The organism is Brevundimonas sp. AVps7, from assembly GCF_058681545.1.
In genome coordinates, this window is the sequence record NZ_CM178742.1 from 1347104 (window position 1) to 1373618 (window position 26515).

Here is a 26515-nt window from a genome sequence, read left to right on the forward strand (position 1 = left end):
CCATGACAACGACGCCTCTTCCACCCCGCCACTATCCGACGCCGCGCGCCAAATGCGCCGATCTGGTCGTGCACCTGACCGGGCTCGCCTTCGCCCTGTTCGGCGGCGGCGTCCTGCTGGGCCTGTCGGTCGCGCGCGGCGATCTGGGTCTCGTGGTCGCGGTGGGCGTCTATGCCCTGGGCATGCTGGCCATGCTGGGGTTCTCGACCGCCTATAATTTCGCCAGGCCCCAGTGGCGGCCGATGCTGCGTCGGCTGGATCACGCCGGCATCTTCCTGATGATCGCTGGCTCCTACACCCCGTTCACGACGCATAACCTGGAAGGCGCCTGGGCCTGGGCGATGACCGGTACCGTCTGGGGGCTGGCGACGCTGGGCGCCGTGGGCAAGCTGTTCCTGCCGGGCATCGGCAAGGGTCTGTGGGTCGCGGTCTATATGGCCCTGGGCTGGCTGGTGGTCATCGCCTTCCAGCCGATGGTCGCCCACGGTTCGTGGATCGCCCTGCTGCTGCTGGCCATCGGCGGCGCCCTCTACATGACCGGGGCGGTCTTCTATGTGCGCAAGAAGCTGAAGTGGTTCCGCGCCATCTGGCATGGCCACGTCGTGGCGGCCGCCAGCGTGCACTGGGCCGCCGTGCTCGTCGGCGTCGTCCTGACCACCAACCACTAGGGCCGTCGATACCTCAAGGCGTCGATCAGCGCCGTGAACGCCGGCGTCGGCTGGCGGCGGCTGGGGTAATACAGGTGATAGCCGGGGAAGGGCGGCGACCAGTCCTCCAGCACCCGGATCAATCGACCGTCGGCGACCTCTGCCGTGACCTGGTCCTCCATGACGATGCCGAGCCCGACGCCGCCGAGCGCGCCCGAGACCATCAGGTCCATGTCGTTGACGATCAGGGGGCCATCGACGCGGACGTTCAGCGGCCGCCCGTCCTTCTCGAACTCCCAGACATAGAGGCCGCCGCGGGTCGGAAGACGGAGGTTGACGCAGGCGTGGGCGGTCAGGTCATGCGGCGTCTGCGGGACCGGGCGGGTCGCGAAATAGGCGGGTGAGCCCACGACCACCATCCGCATGTCGGGCCCGATCGGCACGGCGATCATGTCCTCGGCCAGATGCTCGCCCAGCCGGATGCCGGCGTCGAACCGGCCCTCGGCCAGGTCGATCATCCGGTAGTCGGTGGCGATCTCGACCCGGACGTCGGGATAGAGGGGCAGGAACCGCTCCAGCACGGGCCAGAGCACGGTCTGGGCCGCGTGTTCGCCCGCAGTGATGCGGATCGTTCCCGAGGGCCGGTCGCGCAGGGCGCTGAGCGCCTCGATCCGCGCGTCGATGCCGTCAAAGGCGGGGCGCAGGGCCTCGGCCAGCCGTTCGCCCGCCTCGGTTGGAGCCACGCTGCGGGTCGTGCGCAGCAACAGGCGCAGGCCCAGCCGAGCCTCCAGTCGCCGGATCGTGTGGCTCAGCGCGGACTGCGACAGGCCGAGGCGTGCGGCCGCCCGGGTGAAGCTGCGCTCCTCGGCGACGGCCAGGAAGGCGGCGAGGTCGCCGAGTTCGTCCCGCTTCATTGATGATTTCCATTCATAGGATCATGCCGATTATAGCGGGTAATCGCAGGCGGGGTCGCGGCCTATTCTGGCGGCATCGACGGAGTCTGCATCGCTGACTCCGCGCCAGCCGTTCAAGGATCCGCCTCATGAAGACCATCGGTTACGCCGCCCATTCGACCACGACGCCGCTGGCTCCCTGGGAGTTCGATCGTCGCGAGCTGCGGGCCAACGATGTGGCCATGGAAATCCTCTACAGCGGCGTCTGCCACTCGGACCTGCACCAGGCGCGCAACGACTGGGGCTTCTCCTCGTATCCGATCGTGCCGGGCCACGAGATCATCGGCGTCGTCACCGCCGTCGGGCCCGAGGTGACGAAGTTCAAGGAAGGCGACCGCGTCGGCGTCGGCTGCATGGTCGACAGCTGCCAGCACTGCGACCAGTGCGACAAGGGCGAGGAGCAGCTCTGCCGTCACGGCAACACCCAGACCTACAACGGCAAGGACCGGGTCACGGGCGAGCCGACCTACGGCGGCTATTCCAAACATCTGGTGGTGCGCGAAGAGTTTGTCCTGTCGGTGCCGGACGCGCTGGACATCGCCAAGGCCGCGCCCCTTCTGTGCGCAGGCATCACCACCTGGTCGCCGCTGAAGACCTGGGGCGTCAAGGAAGGCACCCGCGTGGGCGTCATCGGGCTGGGCGGTCTCGGCCACATGGCGGTCAAGCTGGCGGCCGGCCTCGGCGCCCACGTCACCGTGCTGAGCCGCACGGCCGACAAGGAAGGCGACGCGAAGGAACTCGGCGCGCACGAGCTGCTGGTCTCGTCCGACCGGGCGGCGATGAAGGCGGCGGCCAACAGCCTCGACCTGATCATCGACACCGTCCCGGTGAAGCACGACCTCAACCCCTATATGCCGCTGCTCGACATCGACGGCACGCTTGTGATCGTCGGCCAGCTGGGTCCGATGGAGGAAATGTCGACCCTGCCGCTGCTCATGGCCCGTCGCCGCGTCTCCGGCTCGCCCATCGGCGGCATCCGCGAGACCCAGGAGATGCTCGACTTCTGCGCCGAGAAGAACATCCACCCCGACGTCGAGATGATCCGCATGGACGAGATCAATCACGCCTTCGACCGGATGGAGAAGTCGGACGTCCGCTACCGCTTCGTCATCGACATGGCCTCGCTGGACGCGCCCGCAGCCTGAGCCCGACGCCTTTCCAAAGCTTCATCTTCGTCGCCCCAATCCCGCCTCAATCCGCTACAAATGTAACGCTACAAATGTAGCGGAGACGGGTCGTGATTGAAGGGCTGCCGAGGCGGGAGCGAGAGGTGTTCGAACTCCTCTGTCGTCTGGAGGTCGCGACCGCCGCCGCCGTGCGCGCGGCCATGCCCGACACATTGAGCGATTCCGCCGTTCGCACCCTGCTGAAGCGACTGGAAGATCGCGGGCTGGTGTCGCGGGCGGCGGGCGGGGACGGGTTCGACTATCGGCCCGTTCCCCGCACTGAGACCGTCGCCGCCGGCGCCCTGAAGCGGATGGTCGACACCTTCTTCGCCGGGTCCGCCGCCAGCGCCGCCACGGCCCTTCTGGGCATGGGCGAGCCGCTGAAGCCCTCCGAGATCAAGGCGCTGGAAAAGCTGCTCGATGCGGCGCGGGAGCGGGACCAGTGAGCGCCGCCCTTCTGGTCGCCCTGCTGGCCAAGTCGTCGGTCGTCGCCGCCCTCGGTCTCGCCCTGTCCGCCACCGTCGCCCGTCGCGCCGAGGACCGGGTCGATGTGCTGCGCGCCACCGTCTGCATCCTGCTGGCCCTGCCGGTGCTGATGACCTTCGGCCCGGCGCTGAGCCTCGCCCTGCTGCCCGCCGCTCCACAGGCCGCCCCGCCGCTGGCACTGTGGAGCGGCGACCTTCATCCGGTCGAGGGAGTCACTGTGTCCGGCGCCCTGTTGCTGCCGTCGTGGGGTCAGACCCTGGCGCTCGTCTGGACCGTCGGGGCCCTGATTGTCGCCGGCCGGTTCGCGGCTGGGGTCTGGACCCTGTCGCGCTGGACCGAGGCCGGCCGTCCGGTGAAGTCCGAGGTCTGGACCGAGGCCCTGCGCACCCTCGCGCCGGCCGCCCGTCCCGAGCTGAGGTCCAGCGACCGGATCACCAGCCCGCTCAGCTGGGGTCTTCCGCCGGGCGCCGTCCTGATCGACCCGGCCACCCTCTCGCGACCCCAGACGGCCGCCGCCGTCATGGCCCACGAGATGGCCCATATCCGCCGACGTGACTGGCTGTTCCTGGTCCTGTCGCGGCTGGCCCTCGCCCTGTTCTGGTTCAACCCGCTGATCTGGATGCTGCATCGCAGCCTGATCGAACGCTCCGAGGAGGCGGCAGACGCCGTCGCTGTCGGACAGGTGGATCGTCACGCCTATGCCCGCGCCCTGATCGGCCTCGCCGCCGCTCCGGGTCCCCTGGCTGCGACCGCGATGGCGGGCGACGGCCGTTCCCTGAAACGAAGGATTGCTGCTCTCATGACCGACAAGTCCCCTGCACGTCGCCCGGCCGTTCCGGGTCCCCTGGCTGCGACCGCGATGGCGGGCGACGGCCGTTCCCTGAAACGAAGGATTGCTGCTCTCATGACCGACAAGTCCCCTGCACGTCGCCCGGCCGTCATCCTGACCGCCGTCGCTGCTCTCGCCGCCGTGGCTACCCCCATCGCGGCGCTGGAGCTGCATGCCCGGACGCTCCAGATCTCCGACGACGGCTTTGTGATCCAGATCGCTGACGACGGTTCCATGCCCGCGCCGCCGGCGCCGCCCGCACCTCCGGCTCCGCCTTCGGCCGCGCCTGCCATGCTGTCCTGGGTCGGGTATGCGCCTCCGGCCCCGCAGGCTCCGCCCGCGCCCGTCGCCTGGCCCGCGCCTCCGGCGCCGCCTGCGCCCCCCGCGCCGCCGGCCGCCAACCAGTCCAGCCGCTACGTCTACACCTACAACGGCCGTCGCTGGGAGGACCTGACCCCCGAGGAACGCCAGCATGTCGAGGAAGCCCGTCAGGCCGCCGTCGAGGCTCGCCAGGCCGCGCTGGAGGCCCGCGCCCGCGCCACCGAACAGCGCTCCCGCATCGCAGACGCCCGCACTCGCGCCGAGGCTGATCGCAATCACGCCGCCGCCATGCGCGCCAACGCCAATGTGAATCGCAACATCAACATCAATGCCCGCGCCCAGGCCGATCGGGATCGCACCCAGGCTGATCTGAATCGCCGTCAGGCCGATATTGCCCGCCAGCACGCCGAGTCCGCCCGGATCGCCGGCGAGCACGCCCGCATTGCCGGCGAACAGGCTCGCCAGGTCGCTCTGGTCCATGCCGCCGAGGGTCGTCGCGCCGCCGATGAGGTCCGAGTCCAGGCGCAGGCCCAGGCCCGCGAGGCCCGGGCCAACGCCCGCGTGCACATGCGCGAAGGCGTGGTGAACATGCGGCGCGGCGCCGAGCAACTGAGGCAGGAGAGCCGCCGTCTGGAGGATCCGGCCTACCGCGCCCGCCAGATCCGCGAGAACGCGGCGCGCGGCAACACGGTCACGGATGCGGAACTGCAGGCTGCGGGGCGCAGAATGCCCGGTCAGGCCGCGGACATGGAACGGCGCGCCGACGAACTGGCCGCCCGCGCCGACGACGCCTGATCCGGGCACGCGAGGCGGTTCGACGCCGATGGCTGCATCGAACCGCCTCCGCTAGGGTCGTCGGGAATCGCAAGAGACCCGCATGGCCCGCATTCCAAAGACGCCCCCTGCCACACCTCGGCCAAGGGCCGCCCGCGCGATCAAGGCGGCGCCCGGCGTCGCCGTTCCAGACGCAGTCCAACCTCCGCCTCCGCCGCCCGCGAAGAAGCCGATCTGGACGCATCTGTATTTCCAGGTTCTGGTCGCGATCGGCCTCGGCGCCCTGATCGGCCATTTCTGGCCGAGCTTCGGCGAGAGCCTGAAGCCGCTGGGCGACGCCTTCATCAAGCTGGTGAAGATGATCATCGCCCCGGTCATCTTCCTGACCGTGTCGCTCGGCATCGCCCACCTGCGCGACCTCGGAAAGGTCGGTTCGGTCGCGGCCAAGGCCTTCGCCTATTTCCTGACCTTCTCGACCCTCGCCCTGATCGTCGGGCTCGTCGTCGCCAATGTCGTCCGCCCCGGCGCAGGCATGAACGTCGATCCCGCGACCCTGGACCAGGGACTGGTCCAGGGCTACAGCGCCGCGGCCCACGACAGCACCATCGTCGGCTTCCTGATGAACATCATCCCCGACACGGTCGTCGGCGCCTTCGCGGGCGGAGCGATCCTTCAGGTGCTGTTCTTCGCCATCCTGTTCGGCATCTCGCTGGCCGCCATCGGCGACCGTGCGAAGCCGGTGATGACGGTGCTGGAGAGCGCCTCGGAGGCCTTCTTCAAACTGGTCGCCATCCTGATGAAGGCCGCGCCGATCGGGGCGTTCGGGGCGTTCGCCTTCACCATCGGCCGGTACGGCATCGAGTCGGTCATCAGCCTGGCGGCCCTCGTCGCCACCTTCTACCTGACCTCGGCCCTGTTCGTTGTGGTGGTTCTGGGGCTGGTCGCGCGAGCGAACGGCTTCTCGATCTTCAAGCTGATGCGCTACCTGAAAGAGGAGCTGCTGCTCGTGCTCGGCACCTCCTCCTCCGAGGCGGCCCTGCCCAGCCTGATCGACAAGATGGAGAGGGCCGGCTGCGACAAGCCCGTGGTCGGTCTGGTCGTGCCGCTCGGCTATTCGTTCAATCTCGACGGCACCAACATCTACATGACCCTGGCGGCCCTGTTCATCGCCCAGGCCTGCGGTATCGAGCTCACCCTGGGCCAGCAGGCCCTGCTGCTGGGCGTCGCCATGCTGTCGTCCAAGGGGGCGGCGGGTGTGACGGGTGCGGGTTTCATCACCCTGGCTGCGACCTTGGCCGTCGTTCCGTCCGTGCCCATCGCAGGCATCGCCCTGATCCTTGGCGTCGACCGGTTCATGAGCGAGTGCCGGGCCCTGACCAACTTCATCGGCAACGCGGTCGCGACCATCGTCGTGGCGCGCTGGGAGGGCGGGCTGGATCGCGACCGGCTGGACGCGGCGCTGGCGGGTACGCCCGGGCCGGTGGTGCTTGGATCGCGCGAGAGCGACGCGGACTAGGTCCAACCGACATTCGATCTTGTCATCCCGGAAATCGCGCCAGCGATTATCCGGGACGAAGCACGTCTCTTCGACACTCTCGGAAGACGCGAAGCGGCTGTCCGGGAGGCAGTCGGGGCGGTCGGACTGTCTCCCGGACAATCGCTGGCGCGATTTCCGGGAGTCCAGGGTTCAGCGTCCGACATCCCGGCTCTCCGCTTCGCTGCGGCCGGGATAACAAGCGCTTGGAAACGCGGAGCAAGCGGACGCGTGCAAAGAATTTATTCCAGACCGATCTTGCGCAGGTCGATCCGCTTGCCATGTGAGCCAATGGTCTTTGACAGGTCGAAATCCGGCGCGACGCCGCCGGGGAATAGCCGAACTATCCGATCGCTTCGGTCTCTTCGGACGCTTCGGACTGTGCTTTGGAGTCCGGGGAGCGTCCACCAACGGGACTCTACGGACTATCGAGACTCTGAATTCCGGAGTCTGGTCGCTTAACCGACCAGCGCCACCCGCTCCTCGGCGGTCAGCATCCGCCAGGCGCCCTCGGGCAGGTTGTTCAGATGGATCGGCCCGATCCGCACACGGAGCAAATCAACCACGTCGAGATCCGCATGTTCGCACATGCGCCGGATCTGGCGATTGCGCCCCTCGGTCAGGATGAATTTCAGCCTCTGCTGCTCCATCCGCGAGACCCGCGCATATTTCAACTGACGCCCGTCCAGCATGATGCCGTGACGCAGCAGGTTGAGCTTCTTCTCGGTCACGTCGCCGGCGACCCGGACCAGGTATTCCTTGTCGAGCTTCGACTCCGGCCCGATCACTGCCTTGGCCACGACGCCGTCCGACGACAGCATCAGAAGGCCCCGCGAGTCCTCGTCCAGCCGGCCGATGGGGGGCAGGGAGGCATCAACGGCGGGCGTCACGCCCTCTCCGATCCGGTTGGCGTCCGTCAGCAGCCGCACCGCCGGGATCTTGTCCGGCTCGGGCTGGCCCGAGACATAGCCGAGCGGTTTGTGCATCACGATGGTCACCCCGGCCGCCAGCACAGTCGTTGCACGGTCGGACAGGGTCAGGGTCTGGCCCGCCTCGATCTTGCGACCCGCATCGGCGACCACTTCTCCGTCGATGGAGACCAGTCCGTCGGCGATCAGGGCGTCGGCCTCGCGGCGCGAACAGACGCCCGTCTGACCCAGCCATTTGTTGATCCGGCTGGGCTCGGCGCCGTCATAGGTGCGGGAAAAGGCCAAGCGAGATCAGTCTTCCGCGAGGGCTGCGGTCGCCACGGCGGCGTCCTCGGCGGCCGAGGCCCCCGACACGCCGATGGCGCCGACGATATGGCCGTCGACGACGATCGGAATGCCGCCTGCAATCGGTAGGGAGTCGTCGTTGGCCAGGGTGACGATTCGGCCGGCCAGGGTCCGCTCCTCCATTGTCGAGGTGGCCAGACGATAACGGGCGGCCGTCCAGGCCTTGCGCTGCGCGACCCGGATAGAGCCGTACTGGGTGTCGTCCATGCGGGCGAAGGCGACCAGTTCCCCGTTCGGTTCCACGATGGCGACGGCCATGCGGTGACCGGCGGCGCGCGCCGCCGTGACCGCGCGCTCGATCAGGGCCTCGGCGGCGGCCAGCGAGATCGGCGCGCCATATGACGGGGGGCTGGCCTGTTTGGAAATCCCGGGCGTCGACTGGGCCATCGCGACGGGAGCGACGGCCGCAAGGGCCAGGGCGAGGATCAGGGCTTTCATCGAGGGTCTCCGATCAGACGTGGCGGAAAAGGAGCATCAGATTGTTGGCGGGCATCTCGACCCGGCGGGTCAGGTGCAGACGGTGGGTCCGGGCGAGGGCGACGACATCGTCCAGCTCGCGCAGGCCCCAGGCCGGATCCCGGGCCTTCAGGCTGTCATCGAAGGCGGCGTTGGACGGGGCGAGGGGGGCGTCCGTCTCGCGGTAGGGGCCGTAGAGGACCAGCAGTCCGCCGGGGTCGGGCAGGACGCGTCCGGCGCCGGCCATCAGCCCCTCGGTCGCGGCCCAGGGACTGATGTGGACCATGTTGGCGCAGAAGATGACCTGCGCATCGACCTCGGGCCAGCCGTCCGGATCGGCGGCGTCGAGCGCCAGCGCCGGAGCGACGTTGGGCAGGGCGGCCTCTTCGGTCCAGGCGCCGATGCTGGCGCGGGCTTCCGGCGACGGGTCGCTGGGGGTCCAGGTCGTGGCGGGCAGGGCGCGGGCGAAGGCGATGGCATGCTCGCCCGAGCCGGACGCGATCTCCAGCACCCGGGCGCGGGCAGGCAGGTGGGCGCGCAGCACCCGCAGGATCGGCGCGGTGTTGCGGGCCACGGCGGGGGAGGCGAGGGCGCCTTGCGGAGCGGCGGTCTGAACGGAATCGAGCGTCTGCACAGAAGGCAGATACAGCCGCCTGAGCCGTCGCGCGACCGGATTCGGCCCACGGGCGTGCGGAGGCACGATGACTAGAGGCGAAATCTTGCGCCGGTTGACGTGGCGTCGCGTCGGGTGTCTTTGCGGCTGTTACAGCCCGTGAGGCCTTGTAACATTCGGGAAAGGCCACGGCGGCGACAGACCAGCCGGGCCGCGCATCAGGAGAGTTCGCGTGGATTCCAGCACCGCCGTACCGGGCCTTCGTCCGGCGCCGACCCGTCACCAGGGCCTGATCGCCTGGGTCGAACAGATCGCCGCCCTGACGAAGCCTGCCCGTGTCCACTGGTGCGACGGCTCGGAGGCCGAGAAGGCCGCCATCATCGCCGACCTGATCGACAAGGGCACGCTGAAGGCTCTGGACCAGACAAAACGGCCCGGCGGCTACTACGCCGCCTCCGATCCCCGCGACGTCGCCCGGGTCGAGAGCCGCACCTTCATCTGCTCCGAGCACGAACAGGATGCCGGCCCGACCAACAACTGGTCCGACCCGGTCGAGATGCGCGCCCGGATGGCCGGCCTGTTCGACGGCTGCATGGCCGGCCGGACCATGTATGTCGTGCCCTTCTCCATGGGCCCGCTGGGTTCGGAGCTCAGCGCCCTCGGCGTCGAAATCACCGACAGCGGCTATGTCGCCATCTCGATGGGCATCATGACCCGCATGGGCCAGCCGGTGCTCGACCTGATGGGCGAGGACGGCGTCTTCGTGCCGGCCGTGCACACGCTCGGCGCGCCGCTGGCCGAGGGCGAGGCTGACGTGCCGTGGCCCTGCAACGCCGACAAATGGATCGTGCATTACCCCGAGACGCGCGAGATCTGGTCCTACGGTTCCGGCTACGGCGGCAACGCCCTGTTGGGCAAGAAATGCTACGCCCTGCGCATCGCCTCGGTCATGGCCCGCGACGAAGGCTGGCTGGCCGAGCACATGCTGATCCTCAAGCTGACCAATCCCGAGGGTCAGGCCAAATACATGGCCGCCGCCTTCCCGTCGGCGTGCGGCAAGACCAACCTCGCCATGCTCCAGCCGTCGATCCCGGGCTGGAAGGCCGAGACGATCGGCGACGACATCGCCTGGATGCGGTTCGGAGACGATGGACGTCTGTACGCCGTAAACCCGGAAGCCGGCTTCTTCGGCGTCGCTCCCGGCACGAGCCGCAACACCAACCAGAACGCGCTCGCGACGCTCGCGACCAACACCGTCTTCACCAACACGGCCCTGACGGCCGACGGCGACGTCTGGTGGGAGGGCCTGACCAAGGTCGCGCCCGAGGGCATGACCAACTGGAAGGGCCAGCCGCACGACCCGGCCTCGGGCGAGCCTGCCGCCCACCCGAACGCCCGCTTCGCGGCCCCTGCCTCCCAATGCCCGACCATCGCGCCCGAGTGGGAGGACCCGAAGGGCGTGCCGATCGACGCCATCCTGTTCGGCGGCCGTCGCGCCTCGGCCGTACCTCTGGTCGCAGAGGCCTTCGACTGGGAGCACGGGGTCTTCATGGGCTCGACCGTGGCCAGTGAAGGCACGGCGGCGGCGGAGAACGCCATCGGGACCCTGCGCCGCGACCCGTTCGCGATGCTGCCCTTCTGCGGCTACAACATGGGCGACTATTTCGCCCACTGGCTGGCGCTCGGCGAGAAGGCCGATCCGGCCAAGCTGCCGGGCGTTTACTTCGTCAACTGGTTCCGCAAGGACGAGGACGGCCGCTTTGTCTGGCCGGGCTTCGGGGACAACGCACGCGTCCTGAAGTGGATTTCCGAGCGCCTGGACGGCAAGGCCGAGGCTCAGGATACGGCGGTCGGTCGGGTGCCGACGCGCGACGCGCTGGATCTGGTTGGCCTGTCGCTGTCGGACGAGGCCCTGGCGACCCTGCTGGACGTCGACGTCGATGTCTGGTCCGAGGAGGCCGCCCTGATTCCCGAGTTCTACGCTCAGTTCGCCGACCGTCTGCCCGCCGCCCTGTGGCGGCAACACGACGCTCTGGTCGACCGGCTGGACGCGGCGAAGGACGAGCGTGAAGCGGCCGAACTGGCCGCCGAATAGGCCAATGGCCGACTGAGACTTGAAATCCCCGCACGGCCGGTCGAAGGACCGGCCGTGGCGGACTTCTCCTTTGACATCGTAGTGATCGGGGCCGGCGTGCTGGGCCTGTCGGTCGCTGCCGAGCTGACCGCACGCGGGCATGATGTCCGCGTGGTCGATCCGGGCTTGCCGAACGCCTCGTCGGTGGCGGCGGGGATGATCGCACCGGCGTTCGAGAGCCTGCTGGACGGCGCCGATGCGGCGCGGGCGGCGTTGCTGCGCGACGCGGGGGCTCTCTGGCCGGCCTTTGCCGCGCGGTCGCGGCTGGTGTTGGACATGACGCCGGCCGAGTGGCGCGGGTCGGACGCGGCCGAGGCCGCCAAGGTGCTCGGCCGTCTGGGTTTCCCGGTCAAGGCGGAGGGCGATGTCGTCCGGGCCGAAAGCGACAGACGCCTTGATGCGGAGGCGGCGCTTGAAACGCTGCGGGCGGGATTGGGCGAGGCCCTGGTGGTCGCCGAATGCCGGGCCGTCGATAGGAGTTCCCGGGGCTGGCGTGTCGAGACGACAGCCGGCCGGATCGAGGCTCGCCAGCTGATCGTCGCCACCGGCGCCGCTGCCGCCTTGCCTGGCCTGCCGGAAGCGGTCGCAGGCATCATCAACGGAATCGAGCCGATCGCCGGCCAGATCGGGCGAACCGATGCGCCTCTGACCGACCGGGTGGTGCGAGGCGTGGGCGGCTATGTAGCGCCGGCGGTGACAGGGTCCCTGATTGGGGCGACGATGGTCCACGGCAGCCGGGAGACGGCGCCCGATCCGGCGGCGTCGGCGAGGCTCATCAAGGTCGCCGCGCGGCTTTCAGGGGTTTCTGCGTCCGAGATAGAGTGGCGTGGCGGTGTGCGCGGGGCGACAGCCGATGGCCTGCCACTGGCGGGGCAGGTCGGCGAAGGACTCCATCTGGCTCTGGCTCCGAGGCGGAACGGCTGGCTGCTGGGGCCCCTGGTCGCAAGGGTCGTGGCGGACGGAATCGAAGGGCGGTCGCGCGGATCGCATGCGGCCGCCCTCGACCCGTTGAGGTTCAGTCTTCCGGCAGGGTGAAGCGAATGCCGATGCTGACCTGGGCGCCGTCAACGGCCTGACCGTCCACCGTCTGCGGGCTCATGCGGAAGTAACGGGCCAGTTGCTGGGCCGAGCGGCCGAAGCCGTAGCCTCCCGGCGTTTCCGACACGACCGTGCAGCCCGTGACCGTCCCCGCCGCTTGCACCCGGCAGCTGAGGGTGGCCGAGCCCGCGACCTCGCCGTTGAGCGCGCGCGAGGGGTAGGCGCGGGTCAGCTGGTCGCCGGTGGGGCGGCTGATCCACTGCGGCGAGCGGATGACCGGAGGCCCGCGGGGCGCCTCGACGACGGGTTCGCTGGCCGTGCCGGTCGCGGCCGTCGGATGGACGAGGACGGTGGTGTTGATCACCGTGCCGGTCGCGGCCGTCGGGATGTCGGGGATGACCGTGGTCAGGGTCTCGACGTTCGTCGGCTGGCTTTCCGGGCGGTGAACGGGCGGGTTCGGGGCGGGGGGCGTCGTGGTGACGACAGGCGGCGGAGGCTCGCGGTGGAGCACGATCACGCTGCCGTCGATGACCCGCGGCTCGCTGCGATCCGGCAGGGTCTTGAGTTCGAACCGCTGATAGTAGAGCGCCGTGCCGACCCCGATGTGAGCCAGGGCGACGACGCCGATGGCGATCCAGGTCACGCGGGGCAGGGGCTTGCGCCGTTCGCCGAAGTCGATGGGGCTGACCAGTCCGGGGCCGCCTGCGGTTTGAATCATCATGGCCGTCACTTCCCTCTCAGTGCCGCTCCCCAGCAACCCACGGGAGAATGACGCGCGCGGCTCATGGCGGGATTGGGGCACCCGAAACCACCGTTTCTGACTGAACGTCGATCAGCTATCGGTGTGGCCCCGAAGCAGCGCCGTTAACCGACATTAACGCTCGATTAACCATGATCTCCGAGTTTCTACGTATGAGCGTCGGAGCGATTCCAGCGTCGGGAGGTGTGGAGGCCGCGATTCGTCGCGCGTCGAACAGCACCGGCGTGGACTACGACTTCCTGATGCGCACGGCGCGGCGGGAAAGCTCGTTCAACCCGAATGCGCGGGCGCCGACATCGTCCGCATCGGGCCTGTTCCAGTTCATCGAGCAGACCTGGCTGGCGACGGTCAAGCAGCACGGCGCCAAGCACGGATACGGCCAATACGCCGACCTTATCCATCGCGGATCCGACGGGCGCTGGCGCGTCGAGGGCTCGGCGCGGAACGTGGTGCTGGACCTGCGTTTCGATCCGCAGGCCGCCTCGACCATGGCGGGCGAGCTGACGGCGTCGAACGCCGCCTATCTGCGCGGCCGGACGGGGCGGGAACCGGGTGCGGGCGATCTCTACGCCGCCCATTTCCTGGGCCCGGCAGGCGCGGCCCAGATCATGGAGGCCATGGCGACACGGCCGGGATCGAGCGCCGTGGCCATGTTCCCCCAGGCGGCGGCGGCCAACCGATCGATCTTCTACCGCGACGGGCGGGCGGCGACCGTAGCCGAGGTTCACGCCAATCTGCAGCGGTCGGCGGGCGAGGGATCGGTCGTCGCCCCGGCCGGGCCGCAGGCGCCGTTGCTGAGCGAACAGGATCAGGCCCTGGCGGCCCGTCTGGACCGACTGAAGCAGGATCAGAGCCTTCTGGCCCTGCTGCTGGGCCAGGACGGCGACGGCAAGGGCGGAGGCTTCGGCGGCGCCTTCTCGCCCGAAGCCAAATCCGGCGTCTGAGCCCATAGTAAACCGGACGTTAAGCCTGCAGGCTCACCCTGACGTCGTCCGACCGCGACTCGCCAGAAGAACCCCATGACCGCCCACCGCGCCCGCCTGACCGAGTTCGACATCCGCCGCCTGATCAAGGCGACCGACGACGATGAACGCGCTTCGGCGGCGCACAAGCTGTGCCGCAGCATCGACAGGGCGGACCTGACCGACGAGGACCGCGAGGCGGCGCAGAAGATCATGCGCGTCCTGGCCAACGACGCCGCCGAACTGGTGCGTCGGGCTCTGGCTGTGACACTGAAGAGCTCTGATCTGCTGCCGCGCGACGTCGCCCGAATTCTGGCCGCCGATGTGGATTCCATCGCCCTGCCGATCATCGGATCGTCGCCCGTGTTCAGCGACGAGGACCTGATCGAGATCGTGCGCGCCGGCTCGGCCGTGCGTCAGGTCGCGATCGCCGCGCGCCCGACCGTATCGCGCGACGTCGCCGATGTTCTGAGCTCCGACGGTTGCGAGACCGCGGTGCGGACCCTAGCGTCCAACGACAACGCCGACATTTCCGAAGGCGCGATGGGCAGGGTGGTCGATCGGTTCGGCGACACGCCGGAGGTCGTGGCGGCGCTGGCCTATCGCCAGGTCCTGCCGCTGGACATCACGGAACGGCTGGTGGCCCTGGCGTCTGATGCCGTGCGAGAGCATCTGATTACCCGCCACGCCGTGGCGCCCGAGACTGCCATCCGGCTGTCGAGCTTTGCCCGCGAACGCGCGACCGTCGATCTGATCGATCAGGCGGGGGCGAGCGCAGATCTGGCGACCTTCGTGTCCCAGCTGAATGCGCGAAAGGCGCTGACGGCGTCGCTGCTGCTGCGGGCCCTCGCACGCGGCAAGATGACCCTGTTCGAGCATGGGGTGGCGGAGTTGTCGTCCACGCCGCACCAGCGCGCCTGGCTGATGGTGCACGACGCCGGGCCGTTAGGTCTGAAGGCGATCTATGACCGGGCCGGCCTGCCGCCGCGCCTGTTCCAGGCTTTCCGGGCGGGCGTCGACACCTGGCGTCAGCTGTCGGCCGAAGGCGCGGATACGTCCGGCGAGGCCTTCCGCGAGCGCATGCTGGAACGGTTCCTGACCCAGCGCCCGAATGCGCCGAGGGACGATCTGGCCTATCTGATGGAGCGTCTGGACCAGCCGGCTGTCAGCCCGAGCCGGATGACGGCGGCGAACGCGGCCTAGGGCGTTCGTCCGCTGGGTCCGGACGAAAATTGGCGGACATTTCGGACGAAACGGTTAGTCGCCGAAAGAAAATCAGAGGCTTGGCTTAAAGCCTTTGTCCGGGAGCTCTTGTTTCGGACGGTTTTGCTCGCGCCGTCGTGCTGAGTTGTCAAAGACCCAAGCGTGGACGTGGCGGTCGCCAAGCCGCAGGGCAAGGCCTTCGGAAGAATAAATTCCGCCCAGATGCACCCCAGTTCCTTGCTCCCGCAGGGGGAGAAGGGAATCAGTCAGCCGGCCCGGTGCGCGGCGACCTTGGCTTCGAGAGTTTCCGACAGGACGCGGCCCGTGGGGTGGTCGTCGGTCTGGATCTGGTCGCGGACGACGGCGCGGATGGCGTCGATATGGGCGTCGATCAACATCATCGGCGCTTCGAGGCGTTTGATCGGGTCGTCCATCAGCTTGCACAGCGAACCGGCGAGACGGGTGACCAGCGGATACTGGTAGGTGGCGCCGAGACCCTTGAGGTCGTGAGCGCGGAAATACAGGCCCTCGGCCGTCGCAGCGTTGTAGCCCTCGGCGCGAATCGCGGCCTGGGCGGCGTCCAGCTTGGTGATTTCGTCCTGCAGCCACTGGCCGAACTGGCCGGACATCGCCTTCAGGGCCTCTTCGGCCTTGGCGATGGCGTCGGCATTGATGCCTCCAAAGCTGCCGCCGACCTTGGCGCGCAGCATGTTGGGCGGGCGAATGACCTGGGCCGGATTGCTCACGACGAACTCCTGAGAACTAACCCGCACACCATGCACGGGGGCTCTTAAGAACCCGTGACTCGTGGTCAGCCGGTGAATTGTTCGGCCAGAACGCGTTCCTCGAATGACCGGCCGGCATCGAACAGCATGGTCAGGCCGACGTCACGGCGTTCCTTGACGGCGACCTTCACGACCTGTCGGATCTCCAGCCCGTCGGCGACGGCGCTGACGGGGCGTTTGTCGGCCTCCAGCACCTCGAACTCCACCTTGGCGCGGTGAGAAAGGAGGGCGCCGCGCCAGCGACGGGGCCGGAAGGCGCTGATTGGCGTCAGCGCCAGCATCCGTGCGTTCAGCGGGATGATCGGGCCGTGAGCCGAAAGATTGTAGGCGGTGGAGCCGGCGGGCGTGGCCACCATGCACCCGTCGCATGTCAGTTCCTCCAGCCGCACCTTGCCGTCGACGCTGATCCTCAGCTTGGCCGACTGACGGGTCTGGCGCAGCAGGGAGACCTCATTGATGGCCAGGCCCGTGTGCGTCTCGCCGGTCCGGGTTACGGCGTCCATCTGCAGCGGGTGGATGATTGAGCGGCCGGCGGCGGCGATCCGTTCCGGCAGCTGTTCCTCGTCGTAGTCGTTCATCAGGAAGCCGACCGAGCCCTGATTCATGCCGTAGACGGGAATCTTGCGCATCAGATTGGCGTGCAGGGTCTCCAGCATGAAGCCGTCGCCGCCCAGGGCTACGATGACGTCGGCCTGGGCCGCCTGCACCGATCCGTAGCGTTCGGACAGACGTTCGCAGGCCTGTTCGGCCTCGGGCCGGTCACTGGCGCAAAAAGCGATCCGGAGAGAGGAGGGGTCGACGCTCACCGGTTCACGAGAAGCCGAGCCCGGCGGGGAAGTCAAACGCCGTCCTTGTCGGTCAGGACCCGATATGGCCCATCAAGGCCCGGAATTCGCGCATGGCGGCGGACGGAGGCAGGGTCATGCGGCCCGCATAGCCTTCATCGCCGTCGCCGGGCCAGCCGCCGTTCAGCTTGCGAATCTCGTCGAGCACGGCCGGGAAGACAGCGCGGTCGATGCCGACGGCGGCGCAGGCCAGGAACAGGGCGTCCGGGCTGGGGCGCACGATCGCGGCGCGGATATGGGTGATCGGGAAGCCGCCAAGGGCCGCGATGCCGTGTTCGAACAGGCTGAGGCGTTTCTCGCGGACGGCGCGGATCAGGAAACCGGCGCGCAACTGGCCGGCGCTCTGCAGCTTGGCGACGAGACGGCGTTCCATCTCCTCGGGATCGGTGACGTCGGCGGCTTCCATGCCGAGCGGCTCGGCGCCGGGCGGGGGAGTGGCGGGACGGGTCACGGCCTCGATGGCTTCGGCCAGCTTGCTTTCGTCAACGCGGAAACGCTCGCCGATGGCTTCGCGCAGGGACTGGCCGACCCACTGGTAGAGTTGCGTCGCCAGGGCGTCGTTCAGACGCGGGTGGCGGGTCAGGGGCGCGCGCAGGGCGGCGACGCGGCGCGACTGTTCGATCAGGCGGCCCAGAGCGTCTTCGCTGACCTCGGCGGTCTTGTTGCCGGCCAGCGCCGTGAGGCTGGCGGGTTCACCCCGGTCGATGATGGCGTCGGCGACGCGGCCGCTGATGTGCGGACGACGGGCGACCTCGATCTGATGCTCGATGGTGGCCTCGACCAGGACGCGCAGGAGGTCCTGATCCTTGAGGAGCGGGCTCTGGGCGATCACGGGACGGGCGATCTCGATCTCGTCGAGCGCCAGCATGGCGATCAGGGCGGGCGGGGCCCATTCGGCGGAGGCGAGGCTGTCTGACAGGGCCTTGCGGATATCGCGTTCGGCCTGACGGGCGATGACCATGAAGATCTCGCCGAGGATGGGGGAGGCCTCTGCGCCGGGCGGTGTCGCGTCGCACAGGGCGGCGATGCCGAGCAGCAACCGGCGTCGATCGTCCACGCCCTTGCCGCGCGCCAGCTCAAGCAGATGCTGGGCGGAAGACAGGGTCTCGGCATCCGAGAGGCGATGGGACTGAAGCTGGACGACAGCGGTCACGGCGAACTCCGGCCGAATTTGAGCATCCGACAGGACCACATTGACCGTGGGGTGGTGAAAACTCGGTTAATCAAGCCTGAAAGTCGTTCAGCTTGACCCGCCATCAGCTTGAGGCGACGGTGACCGCCTCGCCCGCCAAGAGGCGATGGAGGAGTTAGTATGGCCGACGGCGCCCCTCAATCGTTGAAGTCCCGCGTTTCGGCCGAGGAATGGCAGGCGCGGGTCGATCTGGCAGCCCTGTACCGTCTGGTCGCCCTGCACGGCTGGGACGACATGATCTTCACCCATATCTCGGCGCGGGTTCCGGGGCCCGAACACCACTTCCTGATCAACCCCTACGGCTTCTATTTCGAGGAGATCACGGCCTCCTCCCTGGTGAAGGTCGATCTGGACGGGAACATCGTTCAGGAGACCCGGAATTTCATCAATCCGGCCGGCTTCACCATCCACTCGGCGATCCACGCGGCGCGCGAGGATGCGCATTTCGTCATCCACCTGCACACCGTGGCAGGCGTCGGCGTGGCGGCTCAAGCAGAGGGCCTGCTGCCGATCGGTCAGAACGCCTGTCTGTTGCAGCACCAGGTCGCCTATCACGGCTACGAGGGACTGGCGCTGAACCATGACGAGCGCGAGCGGCTGGTGGCGGATCTTGGCGACAAGCCGCTGATGCTGCTGCGGAACCACGGAACGCTGGCGGTCGGTCAGACGGCGGCGGCGGCCTGGGTCGGGATGTTCTTCCTGGAGCGGGCCTGCGCCCAGCAGATCGCGGCCCTGTCCGGCGGACGCGCGCATGTGCTGATGGCGCCCGACGCGGCGCAGGCCGAGACCAAGGAGCAAGGCCGGGGAATCGGCTTCGTCTCCGCCCTGGCCTGGCCTGGGGCGCTGCGGCTTCTGGACCGGAAATCTCCCGGCTACGACGTCTGATGTGGCATCGCTGCCTCGTGGGCCTGTTGCTCGCGACGGCGGCCACGTCCGCGACGGCCAACGCCTGGACCCAGCCGAAGGGCAAGGGGCAACTGATCCTCAAGGCCGAGGCGATGCGGGCGAAGGAGGGCTACGGCCCGACGGGCGCCGTCCGGCCCTTGCCGGCGCAGCGGGAAGACCGGTCGGTGGGCGTGTTTGCAGAGTACGGGATCACCGACACCCTGACGGTCCAGTTCAAGGGCGACTGGCAGTCGGGAGAGGACGCCTTTGTCGATTATGACGGCCGTGGTCCCGTCGAACTCGGCGTGACCTGGCAGGCGTACCGCGACGACCGGAACGCCGTCAGCCTCTATGCCGGCTACTCCCTGTCTGGCGACGGGCGCAACGCGGGCTACGCCGCGCCGGGCGTGGGCGAGCAAGACTGGGAGGTGCGCGTCTCCGCCGGCCGGTCCCTGGGCGGGCCGGGGCGGGGGTTGACCGGCGGATGGGGGCCGCAGCGGTCCTTCGTGGAGGTGCAGGCGGCGAGGCGGATGCGCGACGGCCTGCCGGACGAGACGCGGGCGGATTTCACGATCGGGAGCCACTTCGGCGAAGGCTGGATGGTGCTGGGTCAGGCGTTCGGCGGCATGACGGACGGAAACGGCGCCCGCTGGCTGTCGGTCGAGACATCGGTGGTGCGCAACGTCGGCCAGTGGAGCCTGCAGGCCGGTTGGCGACGCACCGTCGCGGGACGGGAGACGCCGCTCGCGGAGGGGGCGGTCATCGCGCTGTGGCGACGTTTTTGACCCGCGACCGAATGGCGCGACGGAAACCGGAACGGTAGACGTTACAAACTCTTTAGGTTGCCTCGGGGGGCGGAATGGGTATTCCGGGCCGCCCGCTTGCTCATAGAGACCGTACCGCGTGATCAGACGTCATTTGTTCCTCGTCATCGCCGCCGCCGTGCTCGGTCTGATGATCGTCGCGGCTGTGCTTCGCGTTGCTTTCGCAGGCGATGAGGGCGGCGCCGGGGGACCCGGTGGCGGTCGGGGCGGACCCGGCGGCGGACGCGGGCAGGCCGTGTCGGAGGCCGTGGTGACGCTGCGGCCCTTCAGCGACCAGATCAACGTCCTGGGCGTGGCGCGCGGGCGGCGCTCGGTGAACGTCACCTCCAGCACGTCCGAGCTGATAACGGCCGTCCTGTTCTCGGACGGGCAGCGGGTGGCGGCGGGGACGCCTCTGGTCCAGCTGCAGGCGCGTGAAGAAGACGCCTCGATCATTCAGGCTCGCGCCCAGGTGGCCCAGGCCCAGCGCGAATACGACCGGTTCAGGCAGCTCGCAGAGCGCGGCGTGGCTCCCCGGGTCTCCGCCGAGGACGCCGAGACCGCGCTGGAAACCGCCCAGGCCTCGCTTTCGGCTGCTGAGGCCCGTCGCGGCGACCGGATGATCCGGGCGCCGTTCGCGGGAACCCTGGGCCTTTCGACTGTGACGGCAGGCACCCTGATCAGCCCCGGCGCCGTGATCGCCACACTGGACGACACCTCGATCATCCGTGTCGATTTCCCGGTGCCGGAGCGATACCTCGGCGTGCTGCGTCAAGGCCTGCCGATCGTGGCCACGGCCGACGCCTACGGGGCGGAACAGTTCTCGGGCCGGATCGCCCTGATCGACACCCGGATCAACGAGACGACCCGCGCGGTCACCGCGCGCGCCGAGTTCCCCAATCCCGGCGGGCGGATCCGGCCGGGCATGCTGATGCGGGTCGGGATCCAGCAGGGCCAGCGCCAGACGCCGTCCGTGCCTGAATCCGCCATCCAGTATGAGGGCGACGGCGCCTTCGTCTATCGCATCGCGGCCGGCGAGCGCGGCTCGACCGCCCAGCGGGTGACGGTCGAGACCGGCGCGGTCGAGAACGGCTTCGTGGAGATCATCACCGGTCTGTCGGCCAATGACCGCGTGGTCGGCTCCGGCCTGAACCGCATCCAGCCCAATGCGCCGATCACGGTGGCGGGGGCGGGCGGTGCACGTGCCGCTCCGGCCCAGGCTGCGGCTCCGCAGGCGGCCGCCCGATGATGCTGTCCGACGTCTCCGTCCGGCGGCCGGTGTTCGCGGCCGTGGCCGCGATCGTGCTGTGCGTGATCGGGGCGGCGGCCTTCTTCTTCCTGCCGGTGCGGGAACTGCCGGACGTCGATCCGCCGATCGTCTCGGTCTCGACCAGCTATGCCGGGGCCTCGGCCGAGGTCATCGAGAACCGGATCACCGAGCCGATCGAACAGCAGGTCGCCGGCATCCAGGGGGTCGAGCGGATCACCTCGTCCAGCCGCGACGGCCGGTCGAACGTGACCATAGAGTTCGCCCTGGATCGCGACATCGACGTCGCCGCCTCGGACGTGCGTGACCGGGTCAGCCGGGTGCAGGGCCGCCTGCCGGATCAGGCCCAGCCGCCGGAGGTGTCCAAGGCCGACTCCGACAGCCAGCCGATCATGATCCTGTTCCTGCGGTCGTCGTCGATGAACCGGCTGGAACTCACCGACTACGCCGACCGCAACCTGCTGGACCGGCTGGCCACCGTGCCGGGCGTTGCCCAGGCCCAGATCTATGGCGAGCAGCGCTACGCCATGCGCATCTGGCTGGACGCCGCCGCCATGGGCGCGCGCGGCCTGACCGTCTCGGACGTCGAACAGGCCCTGACCAGCCAGAACGTCGAACTGCCGGCCGGTGCGCTGGAATCGACCGACAAGGACTACACCGTCCGCGTGGCCCGCACCTATGCGCGGCCCCAGGACTTCGCCCAACTTCCCATTGGCACCGCAGGGTCGGCCTCGATCGGGTCGAGCGGCGCCTCGGGCGCGGTCTCGACCGGGGCCATTCCGAACGGCTCGGGCGCGACCGGCGCCCTGCAGGCGCGCGCCACCTATGTGACCCGTCTGGGCGACATCGCCCGCGTCGAGGAGGGGCCGGCCGAGGCGCGCCGCCTGTTCCGCGGCAACGGCCTGGACCAGATCGGTCTGGCCGTGACGCGTCAGGCCCAGTCCAACGACCTCGAAATCTCCAAGGGCGTCTCGGCCCTGGTGGAAGAGTTACAGGGCACCCTGCCGCCGGGAACAGAACTGGTCGTCGGCTCGGACAACTCTGTCTTCACCTCCCACGCCATCGATGAGGTCTGGATCACCATCGGCATCTCGATGGTGCTGGTGGCCTTGGTGAACTTCATCTTCCTGGGCAGTTTCCGGGCCGCGCTGATCCCTTCGATCGTGGCGCCGATCTGTCTGCTGTCGACCTTCATCGTCCTGGCGCCGCTGGGCTTCTCGCTGAACCTGCTGACGCTTCTGGCCCTCGTTCTGGCCATCGGCCTGGTCGTCGACGACGCCATCGTGGTGACCGAGAATATCCAGCGTCGTCTCGACCACGGCGAGCCGCCGCTGGTGGCCGCCGAGCGCGGCACGCGTCAGGTCTTCTTCGCCGTCATCGCCACGACCGTGACCCTGCTGGCCGTGTTCGCGCCGCTGCTGTTCCTGCCCGGATACGTCGGGCGCCTGTTCGTGGAGCTGGCGGCGGCCATCGCTGCGGCCGTGGCCTTCTCGGCCTTCCTGGCGCTGAGCCTGTCGCCAATGCTGGCCTCCAAGATCCTGAAGCCGGCCGCCGGCTCGGGCTGGCTGGCGCGCAATGTCGACAAGGCGATGGACGGGCTGAAGACTTCCTACGCCCATTCGCTGGACGCCATGGTCGGCAAGCGGTTCGCCGTCATCGGCGTCTCCCTGCTGATTCTTCTGGTCGGGGCGGGAGCCGGCGGCATGTTCCTGACCCTGCCCGATGAACTGGTGCCGCCAGAGGATCGGGGCCGGGTGCAGGTTCGCGTCGCCGGGCCCGAAGGCGCCGGCTTCGACTACACGCGCAACATCATGATGGGCCTTGAGCCGATCCTGGCCGAATACAAGGACGCAGGCGAAGTCGAGAGCTTCCTGATCTCGTCCCCCGGCTTCGGCGGCGGCAGCTTCAACTCCGGCAATGCCTCGCTGATCCTGAAGGACTGGTCCGAACGCACACGGTCCGCCGACGAGATCGCCCAGGAACTGAACGGCAAGCTGCGCTCGCAGACGGGCGCCCAGGTCAACGCCTCGGTGCCCGGAGCCTTCCAGCGCGGCGGGGGCGGCGGCGGTGGTAACTCGATCGAGTTGATCGTGACCGGACAGGAATACGAAGACATCTACAACTGGCTGCAGCCTGTGCTGGCGGCGGCGCAGGAGAACCCGGGTTTCTCGCGTCCGCGCCTGAACTACGAGCCCAATGCGCCGCGCCTGCTGGTCGATGTCGATCCCGAGAAGGCCGCCGCTCTGGGCGTGTCGTCCCAGGAGATCGGGCGGACCTTGGAGACGATGTTCGGATCGCGCCGTGCCACGACCTATATCCGGGGCGGTCAGGAATATGACGTCATCCTGCAGACGGATCGCGCCGACCGGACCTCGATCGCCGACCTCGAGAGGCTCTATGTCGGAGCGGGCTCGGGCGCTCTGGTGCCCCTGTCGTCAGTCGTGACGACGGAGACCTCGGGCGACACGCCGGATCGACGTCGTCTGGACCGCCAGCGCGCCATCACGATCAGCGCCGACTTGAACCCGGGCACGACCATCGCCGACGCCGTCGCCTTCATGGAGGCAGAGATCGCCAAACAGCCCCAGGGTGTGGTCAGCATCCAGTACGGCGGCGCGGCGCGCGACCAGCAGGAGGCCGGCGGCGCCGTGGCCTGGGCCTTCGGTCTGGCTCTGTTGCTGGTATTCCTCGTGCTGGCGGCGCAGTTCGAGAGCTGGATCACCCCCGCGGTGATCATGCTGACCGTGCCGCTGGCGGCGGCCGGCGGTCTGTTCGGCCTGCTGATGGCGGGGTCGAGTCTGAACATCTATTCGCAGATCGGGCTCATCATCCTGATCGGGATCGCGGCCAAGAACGGCATCCTGATCGTGGAGTTCGCCAACCAGCTGCGAGATCAGGGCCGGTCCATCAAGGAGGCCATCGTCGAGAGCTCGGCGCTGCGTCTGCGCCCGATCATCATGACCTCGATCGCCACCGCCTTCGGCGCCCTGCCGCTGGTGCTGTGGCAGGGGGCTGGTGCAGGCAGCCGCCAGACGATCGGCGTGGTGATCTTCGCCGGGGCCATGTTCTCGACCCTGCTGACCTTGTTCGTTGTGCCGGTGATCTACGGGGCCCTGGCTCGCTTCACCAGGTCGCCCGAGTATACGGCCCGCAAGATCGAGGAGTGGGAGGCGCAGGAAACGACCGCCAACGATCCGATCCCGGCGGCGGCGGAGTAGTGATTCTTCCTCCCCCGAGGGGGAGGAAGAGGTCTGTGGCTGGACTTTCCTTGCGCTCCTGATAAGCGTTCGCAAATGTCCAATGTCATCAAGCTGAGCGACGCCCGGGTGGGCGACCGCGGCGTCATCGTCTCAGTCGGGACCCACTGCCACCATCAGGCGGAGGAGGTCGAACTGGAGCGCCGCTTGCTGGAGCTGGGTCTCGTCGAGGGAGCGAGCGTCGAACTGCTGCACGAGGGTCTGTTCGGCCGCGATCCGATCGCGCTGAAGGTCGATGACATGCGTGTCGCCCTGCGGCGCAAGGAAGCCGCCAGCCTGACTGTCGACCTGACCGCCCTGCCGGAAGCTGCTGAATAATGGACGTCGCTGTTCGGCCCGTGCGGGTCGCCCTGGTCGGGAATCCCAACTCGGGCAAGACCGCCCTGTTCAACGCCCTGACCGGCGCCCACCAGAAGGTCGCCAACTATGCGGGCGTCACCGTCGAGCGGAAGGAGGGCCGGGTGCTGGCCGCCTCGGGCCGGTCGATGTCGGTGCTGGACCTGCCCGGAACCTATTCCCTTCGCGCGCGCAGCCCGGACGAGGAGGTCACCCGCGACGCCGTTCTCGGGCGGCTTCAGGACGAGGTCGTGCCCGATGTGATCGTGGCCGTGGCCGACGCCACCAATCTGCGCCTCGTGCTGCGCCTGATCCTGGAGCTGAAGGCCGTGGGGCGGCCGATGGTTCTGGCGCTCAACATGTATGACATCGCCCAGCGTCAGGGCCTGCGGATCGATCTGGAGACCCTGCGCGCCGAGCTGGGCGTGCCGATCGTGACCACGGTGGCGACGCGCAGGCGCGGCATCGATGAACTTGTCGCCGAGATCGAGACGGCGGCGGGGCCGGGCTGGGTTTCGCAAGGCGAGAACTGGGAGGCCCCGGATGCGGCCGCCATTCGCAGCGCCCACAAGCGGGCCGAGCAGATCATGCGGGCGGCGGTGCGCGCGCCCGAGCGGCCTGACACCCTGACGGGCAAGATCGACGGGGTCCTGCTGCATCCGGTGGCGGGGCTGGTGATCCTGATGGCCCTGCTGTTCGTCATGTTCCAGGCGGTGTTCGCCTGGGCGACGCCGGCCATGGATATGATCGAGGCGGGCTTCGGCCTGCTGGGCGCGGGCGTCAGCGCGGTCGTGCCCGATAGCGGGCCGGTCTGGCCGTTGGTGCAGAGCCTGATCGTCGACGGGGTGATCGCGGGCGTGGGCGGCGTGCTCGTCTTCCTGCCGCAGATCGTGATCCTGTTCGCCTTCATCATCCTGCTCGAAGACTTCGGCTACATGGCCCGGGCGGCCTTCCTGATGGACCGGATCATGGGCGGGGCGGGTCTGCACGGGCGGGCCTTTATTCCGCTGCTGTCCTCGTTCGCCTGCGCCATTCCGGGCGTGATGGCGGCGCGGGTGATCGACGCCAAGCGGGACCGGCTGACGACCATTATGGTCGCGCCCCTGATGACCTGTTCGGCGCGCATCCCGGTCTACACCCTGATCATCGGAGCCTTCATTCCGCAGCAGACGGTCTGGGGTTTCGCCAATCTGCAAGGGCTGGTGATGTTCGGCCTCTATGCGGCGGGCATCGTCTCGGCGCTGCTGGTCTCCTTCGTCATTCGCAAGATTTTCTGGAGGGGGGCGGTCGAGCCGTTCATGATGGAACTGCCGGCCTACAAGCTGCCGGACGCGAAGAATGTCCTTTTCAATCTGTGGCTTCGCGCCAGGATCTTCATGGAGCGCGCCGCGCGGATCATTCTGCCCTTGATGATCGTTGTCTGGGCCGCCTCGACCTTCCCCTATCCGCCCGAGGGCGCGACGCTTCCGGCCATCGACTATTCCTTCGCCGGGATGATTGGCCGCTGGCTGGAGCCGATCTTCGCGCCCATCGGCTTCAACTGGCAGATGGTCGTGGCCCTGGTGCCCGGTATGGCGGCGCGCGAGGTCGCAGTGGCGGCCCTGGGAACCGTCTATTCGGTGGCGGATGCGGAGGCTGTCGGCAGCCTTCTAGGCGCGACCCTGGCGGCGCAGTGGTCGCTGGCGACGGGGCTCAGCTTCCTGGCCTGGTATGTCTTCGCGCCACAGTGCGTGGCGACGCTCGGCGTGGTGAAGCGGGAGCTGAACAGCTGGAAGTGGATGTGGGTCATGGTCGTCTACATGTTCGCCCTGGCCTATCTGGCGTCCCTGATCACCTATCGGATCGCGGTGGCGCTGGGCGGGGGCTGACACTTCCTCTCCGTGCACCCCGGCGCAGGCCGGGGTCCAGAGACGCACACCCTGATGCTTCAGGGCTCTGCGCACCAGGCCCTGACCAAGAACTGGATCCCGGCCTTCGCCGGGATGCACGGTGAAA

General features: G+C 68.6%; 23 protein-coding genes. 15 read left to right on the forward strand and 8 right to left on the reverse strand.

Annotated features, from left to right (window positions below; all coding sequences use genetic code 11):
- The first annotated feature begins 2 nt into the window (after positions 1-2).
- Positions 3-668 carry a PAQR family membrane homeostasis protein TrhA gene (trhA, locus tag ACW17Y_RS06530; RefSeq protein ID WP_492037956.1) on the forward strand — a complete coding sequence of 222 codons (666 nt, stop codon included), beginning with the start codon at positions 3-5 and terminating at the stop codon, positions 666-668.
- On the opposite strand, the gene ACW17Y_RS06535 is transcribed toward trhA, so the two are convergent.
- Complete coding sequence (locus ACW17Y_RS06535; RefSeq protein ID WP_492037957.1) at positions 665-1561, reverse strand: LysR family transcriptional regulator; 897 nt, start codon at positions 1559-1561, stop codon at positions 665-667. The genes trhA and ACW17Y_RS06535 overlap by 4 nt on opposite strands.
- Positions 1562-1689: 128 nt before the next feature.
- Here ACW17Y_RS06535 and ACW17Y_RS06540 point away from each other — a divergent pair, with 128 nt between their 5' ends.
- The 4 genes from ACW17Y_RS06540 to ACW17Y_RS06555 all read left to right on the forward strand — a co-directional run bounded on the left by ACW17Y_RS06540 (position 1690) and on the right by ACW17Y_RS06555 (position 6692).
- The gene (locus tag ACW17Y_RS06540; RefSeq protein ID WP_492037958.1) at positions 1690-2745 is read left to right on the forward strand and encodes an NAD(P)-dependent alcohol dehydrogenase; all 1056 of its coding nucleotides are present in this window, start codon (positions 1690-1692) and stop codon (positions 2743-2745) included.
- A 125-nt stretch (positions 2746-2870) separates the two neighbouring features.
- Positions 2871-3212, forward strand: coding sequence for a BlaI/MecI/CopY family transcriptional regulator (locus tag ACW17Y_RS06545; RefSeq protein ID WP_492037959.1), 342 nt, complete (start codon positions 2871-2873; stop codon positions 3210-3212).
- Positions 3209-5197 carry a M56 family metallopeptidase gene (locus tag ACW17Y_RS06550; protein WP_492037960.1) on the forward strand — a complete coding sequence of 663 codons (1989 nt, stop codon included), beginning with the start codon at positions 3209-3211 and terminating at the stop codon, positions 5195-5197. The genes ACW17Y_RS06545 and ACW17Y_RS06550 overlap by 4 nt, the downstream gene beginning before the upstream one ends.
- Positions 5198-5279: 82 nt before the next feature.
- Positions 5280-6692, forward strand: a complete 1413-nt coding sequence (locus ACW17Y_RS06555) for a dicarboxylate/amino acid:cation symporter (RefSeq protein ID WP_492037961.1) — start codon at positions 5280-5282, stop codon at positions 6690-6692.
- A gap of 476 nt (positions 6693-7168) precedes the next feature.
- Here the strand turns inward: ACW17Y_RS06555 and ACW17Y_RS06560 are convergent, their stop codons facing one another.
- Genes ACW17Y_RS06560 through ACW17Y_RS06570 form a run of 3 tightly spaced genes read right to left on the reverse strand, consistent with a single transcriptional unit; the run spans position 7169 to position 9074 of the window.
- Entirely contained in the window at positions 7169-7924 is a 756-nt protein-coding gene (locus tag ACW17Y_RS06560) for a pseudouridine synthase (RefSeq protein ID WP_492037962.1), read from the reverse strand.
- A gap of 6 nt (positions 7925-7930) precedes the next feature.
- Positions 7931-8422: a GlcG/HbpS family heme-binding protein gene (locus ACW17Y_RS06565; protein ID WP_492037963.1), complete on the reverse strand. Its 492-nt coding sequence runs from the start codon at positions 8420-8422 to the stop codon at positions 7931-7933.
- A 13-nt stretch (positions 8423-8435) separates the two neighbouring features.
- Positions 8436-9074: a DUF938 domain-containing protein gene (locus tag ACW17Y_RS06570; protein ID WP_492037964.1), complete on the reverse strand. Its 639-nt coding sequence runs from the start codon at positions 9072-9074 to the stop codon at positions 8436-8438.
- 211 nt (positions 9075-9285) lie between these two features.
- Between ACW17Y_RS06570 and ACW17Y_RS06575 the strand changes: the two genes are divergently transcribed.
- The gene (locus tag ACW17Y_RS06575; protein ID WP_492037965.1) at positions 9286-11148 is read left to right on the forward strand and encodes a phosphoenolpyruvate carboxykinase (GTP); all 1863 of its coding nucleotides are present in this window, start codon (positions 9286-9288) and stop codon (positions 11146-11148) included.
- A gap of 54 nt (positions 11149-11202) precedes the next feature.
- A complete protein-coding gene (locus ACW17Y_RS06580) occupies positions 11203-12222 on the forward strand; it encodes an NAD(P)/FAD-dependent oxidoreductase (RefSeq protein ID WP_492037966.1) in 1020 nt (339 codons plus the stop codon).
- Here the strand turns inward: ACW17Y_RS06580 and ACW17Y_RS06585 are convergent.
- Positions 12203-12946 carry a TonB family protein gene (locus ACW17Y_RS06585; protein ID WP_492037967.1) on the reverse strand — a complete coding sequence of 248 codons (744 nt, stop codon included), beginning with the start codon at positions 12944-12946 and terminating at the stop codon, positions 12203-12205. The genes ACW17Y_RS06580 and ACW17Y_RS06585 overlap by 20 nt on opposite strands.
- 191 nt (positions 12947-13137) lie before the next feature.
- On the opposite strand from ACW17Y_RS06585, the gene ACW17Y_RS06590 reads away from it, so the two are divergent.
- Positions 13138-13929 carry a transglycosylase SLT domain-containing protein gene (locus tag ACW17Y_RS06590; protein ID WP_492037968.1) on the forward strand — a complete coding sequence of 264 codons (792 nt, stop codon included), beginning with the start codon at positions 13138-13140 and terminating at the stop codon, positions 13927-13929.
- A gap of 75 nt (positions 13930-14004) precedes the next feature.
- On the forward strand, positions 14005-15150 hold the full coding sequence (gene spbR / locus ACW17Y_RS06595) for a SpbR family protein (protein WP_492037969.1): 1146 nt from the start codon (positions 14005-14007) through the stop codon (positions 15148-15150).
- A 266-nt stretch (positions 15151-15416) separates the two neighbouring features.
- On the opposite strand, the gene ACW17Y_RS06600 is transcribed toward spbR, so the two are convergent.
- From ACW17Y_RS06600 to ACW17Y_RS06610, 3 genes are all read right to left on the reverse strand, one after another.
- Positions 15417-15896 carry an Hpt domain-containing protein gene (locus ACW17Y_RS06600; protein ID WP_492037970.1) on the reverse strand — a complete coding sequence of 160 codons (480 nt, stop codon included), beginning with the start codon at positions 15894-15896 and terminating at the stop codon, positions 15417-15419.
- Between the two features lie 65 nt (positions 15897-15961).
- Positions 15962-16741, reverse strand: coding sequence for an NAD kinase (locus ACW17Y_RS06605; protein ID WP_492037971.1), 780 nt, complete (start codon positions 16739-16741; stop codon positions 15962-15964).
- 52 nt (positions 16742-16793) lie between these two features.
- A complete protein-coding gene (locus ACW17Y_RS06610) occupies positions 16794-17933 on the reverse strand; it encodes a DUF2336 domain-containing protein (RefSeq protein WP_492037972.1) in 1140 nt (379 codons plus the stop codon).
- A 159-nt stretch (positions 17934-18092) separates the two neighbouring features.
- Between ACW17Y_RS06610 and ACW17Y_RS06615 the strand changes: the two genes are divergently transcribed.
- From ACW17Y_RS06615 to feoB, 6 genes are all read left to right on the forward strand, one after another.
- Positions 18093-18857: a class II aldolase/adducin family protein gene (locus ACW17Y_RS06615; RefSeq protein WP_492037973.1), complete on the forward strand. Its 765-nt coding sequence runs from the start codon at positions 18093-18095 to the stop codon at positions 18855-18857.
- Positions 18857-19642, forward strand: coding sequence for a hypothetical protein (locus ACW17Y_RS06620; RefSeq protein WP_492037974.1), 786 nt, complete (start codon positions 18857-18859; stop codon positions 19640-19642). The genes ACW17Y_RS06615 and ACW17Y_RS06620 overlap by 1 nt, the downstream gene beginning before the upstream one ends.
- A gap of 118 nt (positions 19643-19760) precedes the next feature.
- A complete protein-coding gene (locus ACW17Y_RS06625; protein ID WP_492037975.1) occupies positions 19761-20909 on the forward strand; it encodes an efflux RND transporter periplasmic adaptor subunit in 1149 nt (382 codons plus the stop codon).
- On the forward strand, positions 20909-24145 hold the full coding sequence (locus tag ACW17Y_RS06630; RefSeq protein ID WP_492038251.1) for an efflux RND transporter permease subunit: 3237 nt from the start codon (positions 20909-20911) through the stop codon (positions 24143-24145). The genes ACW17Y_RS06625 and ACW17Y_RS06630 overlap by 1 nt, the downstream gene beginning before the upstream one ends.
- A gap of 75 nt (positions 24146-24220) precedes the next feature.
- The gene (locus tag ACW17Y_RS06635) at positions 24221-24502 is read left to right on the forward strand and encodes a FeoA family protein (protein WP_492037976.1); all 282 of its coding nucleotides are present in this window, start codon (positions 24221-24223) and stop codon (positions 24500-24502) included.
- The gene (gene feoB, locus ACW17Y_RS06640) at positions 24502-26388 is read left to right on the forward strand and encodes a ferrous iron transporter B (RefSeq protein ID WP_492037977.1); all 1887 of its coding nucleotides are present in this window, start codon (positions 24502-24504) and stop codon (positions 26386-26388) included. Before ACW17Y_RS06635 ends, feoB begins: the two co-directional genes overlap by 1 nt.
- Positions 26389-26515: the final 127 nt, after the last annotated feature.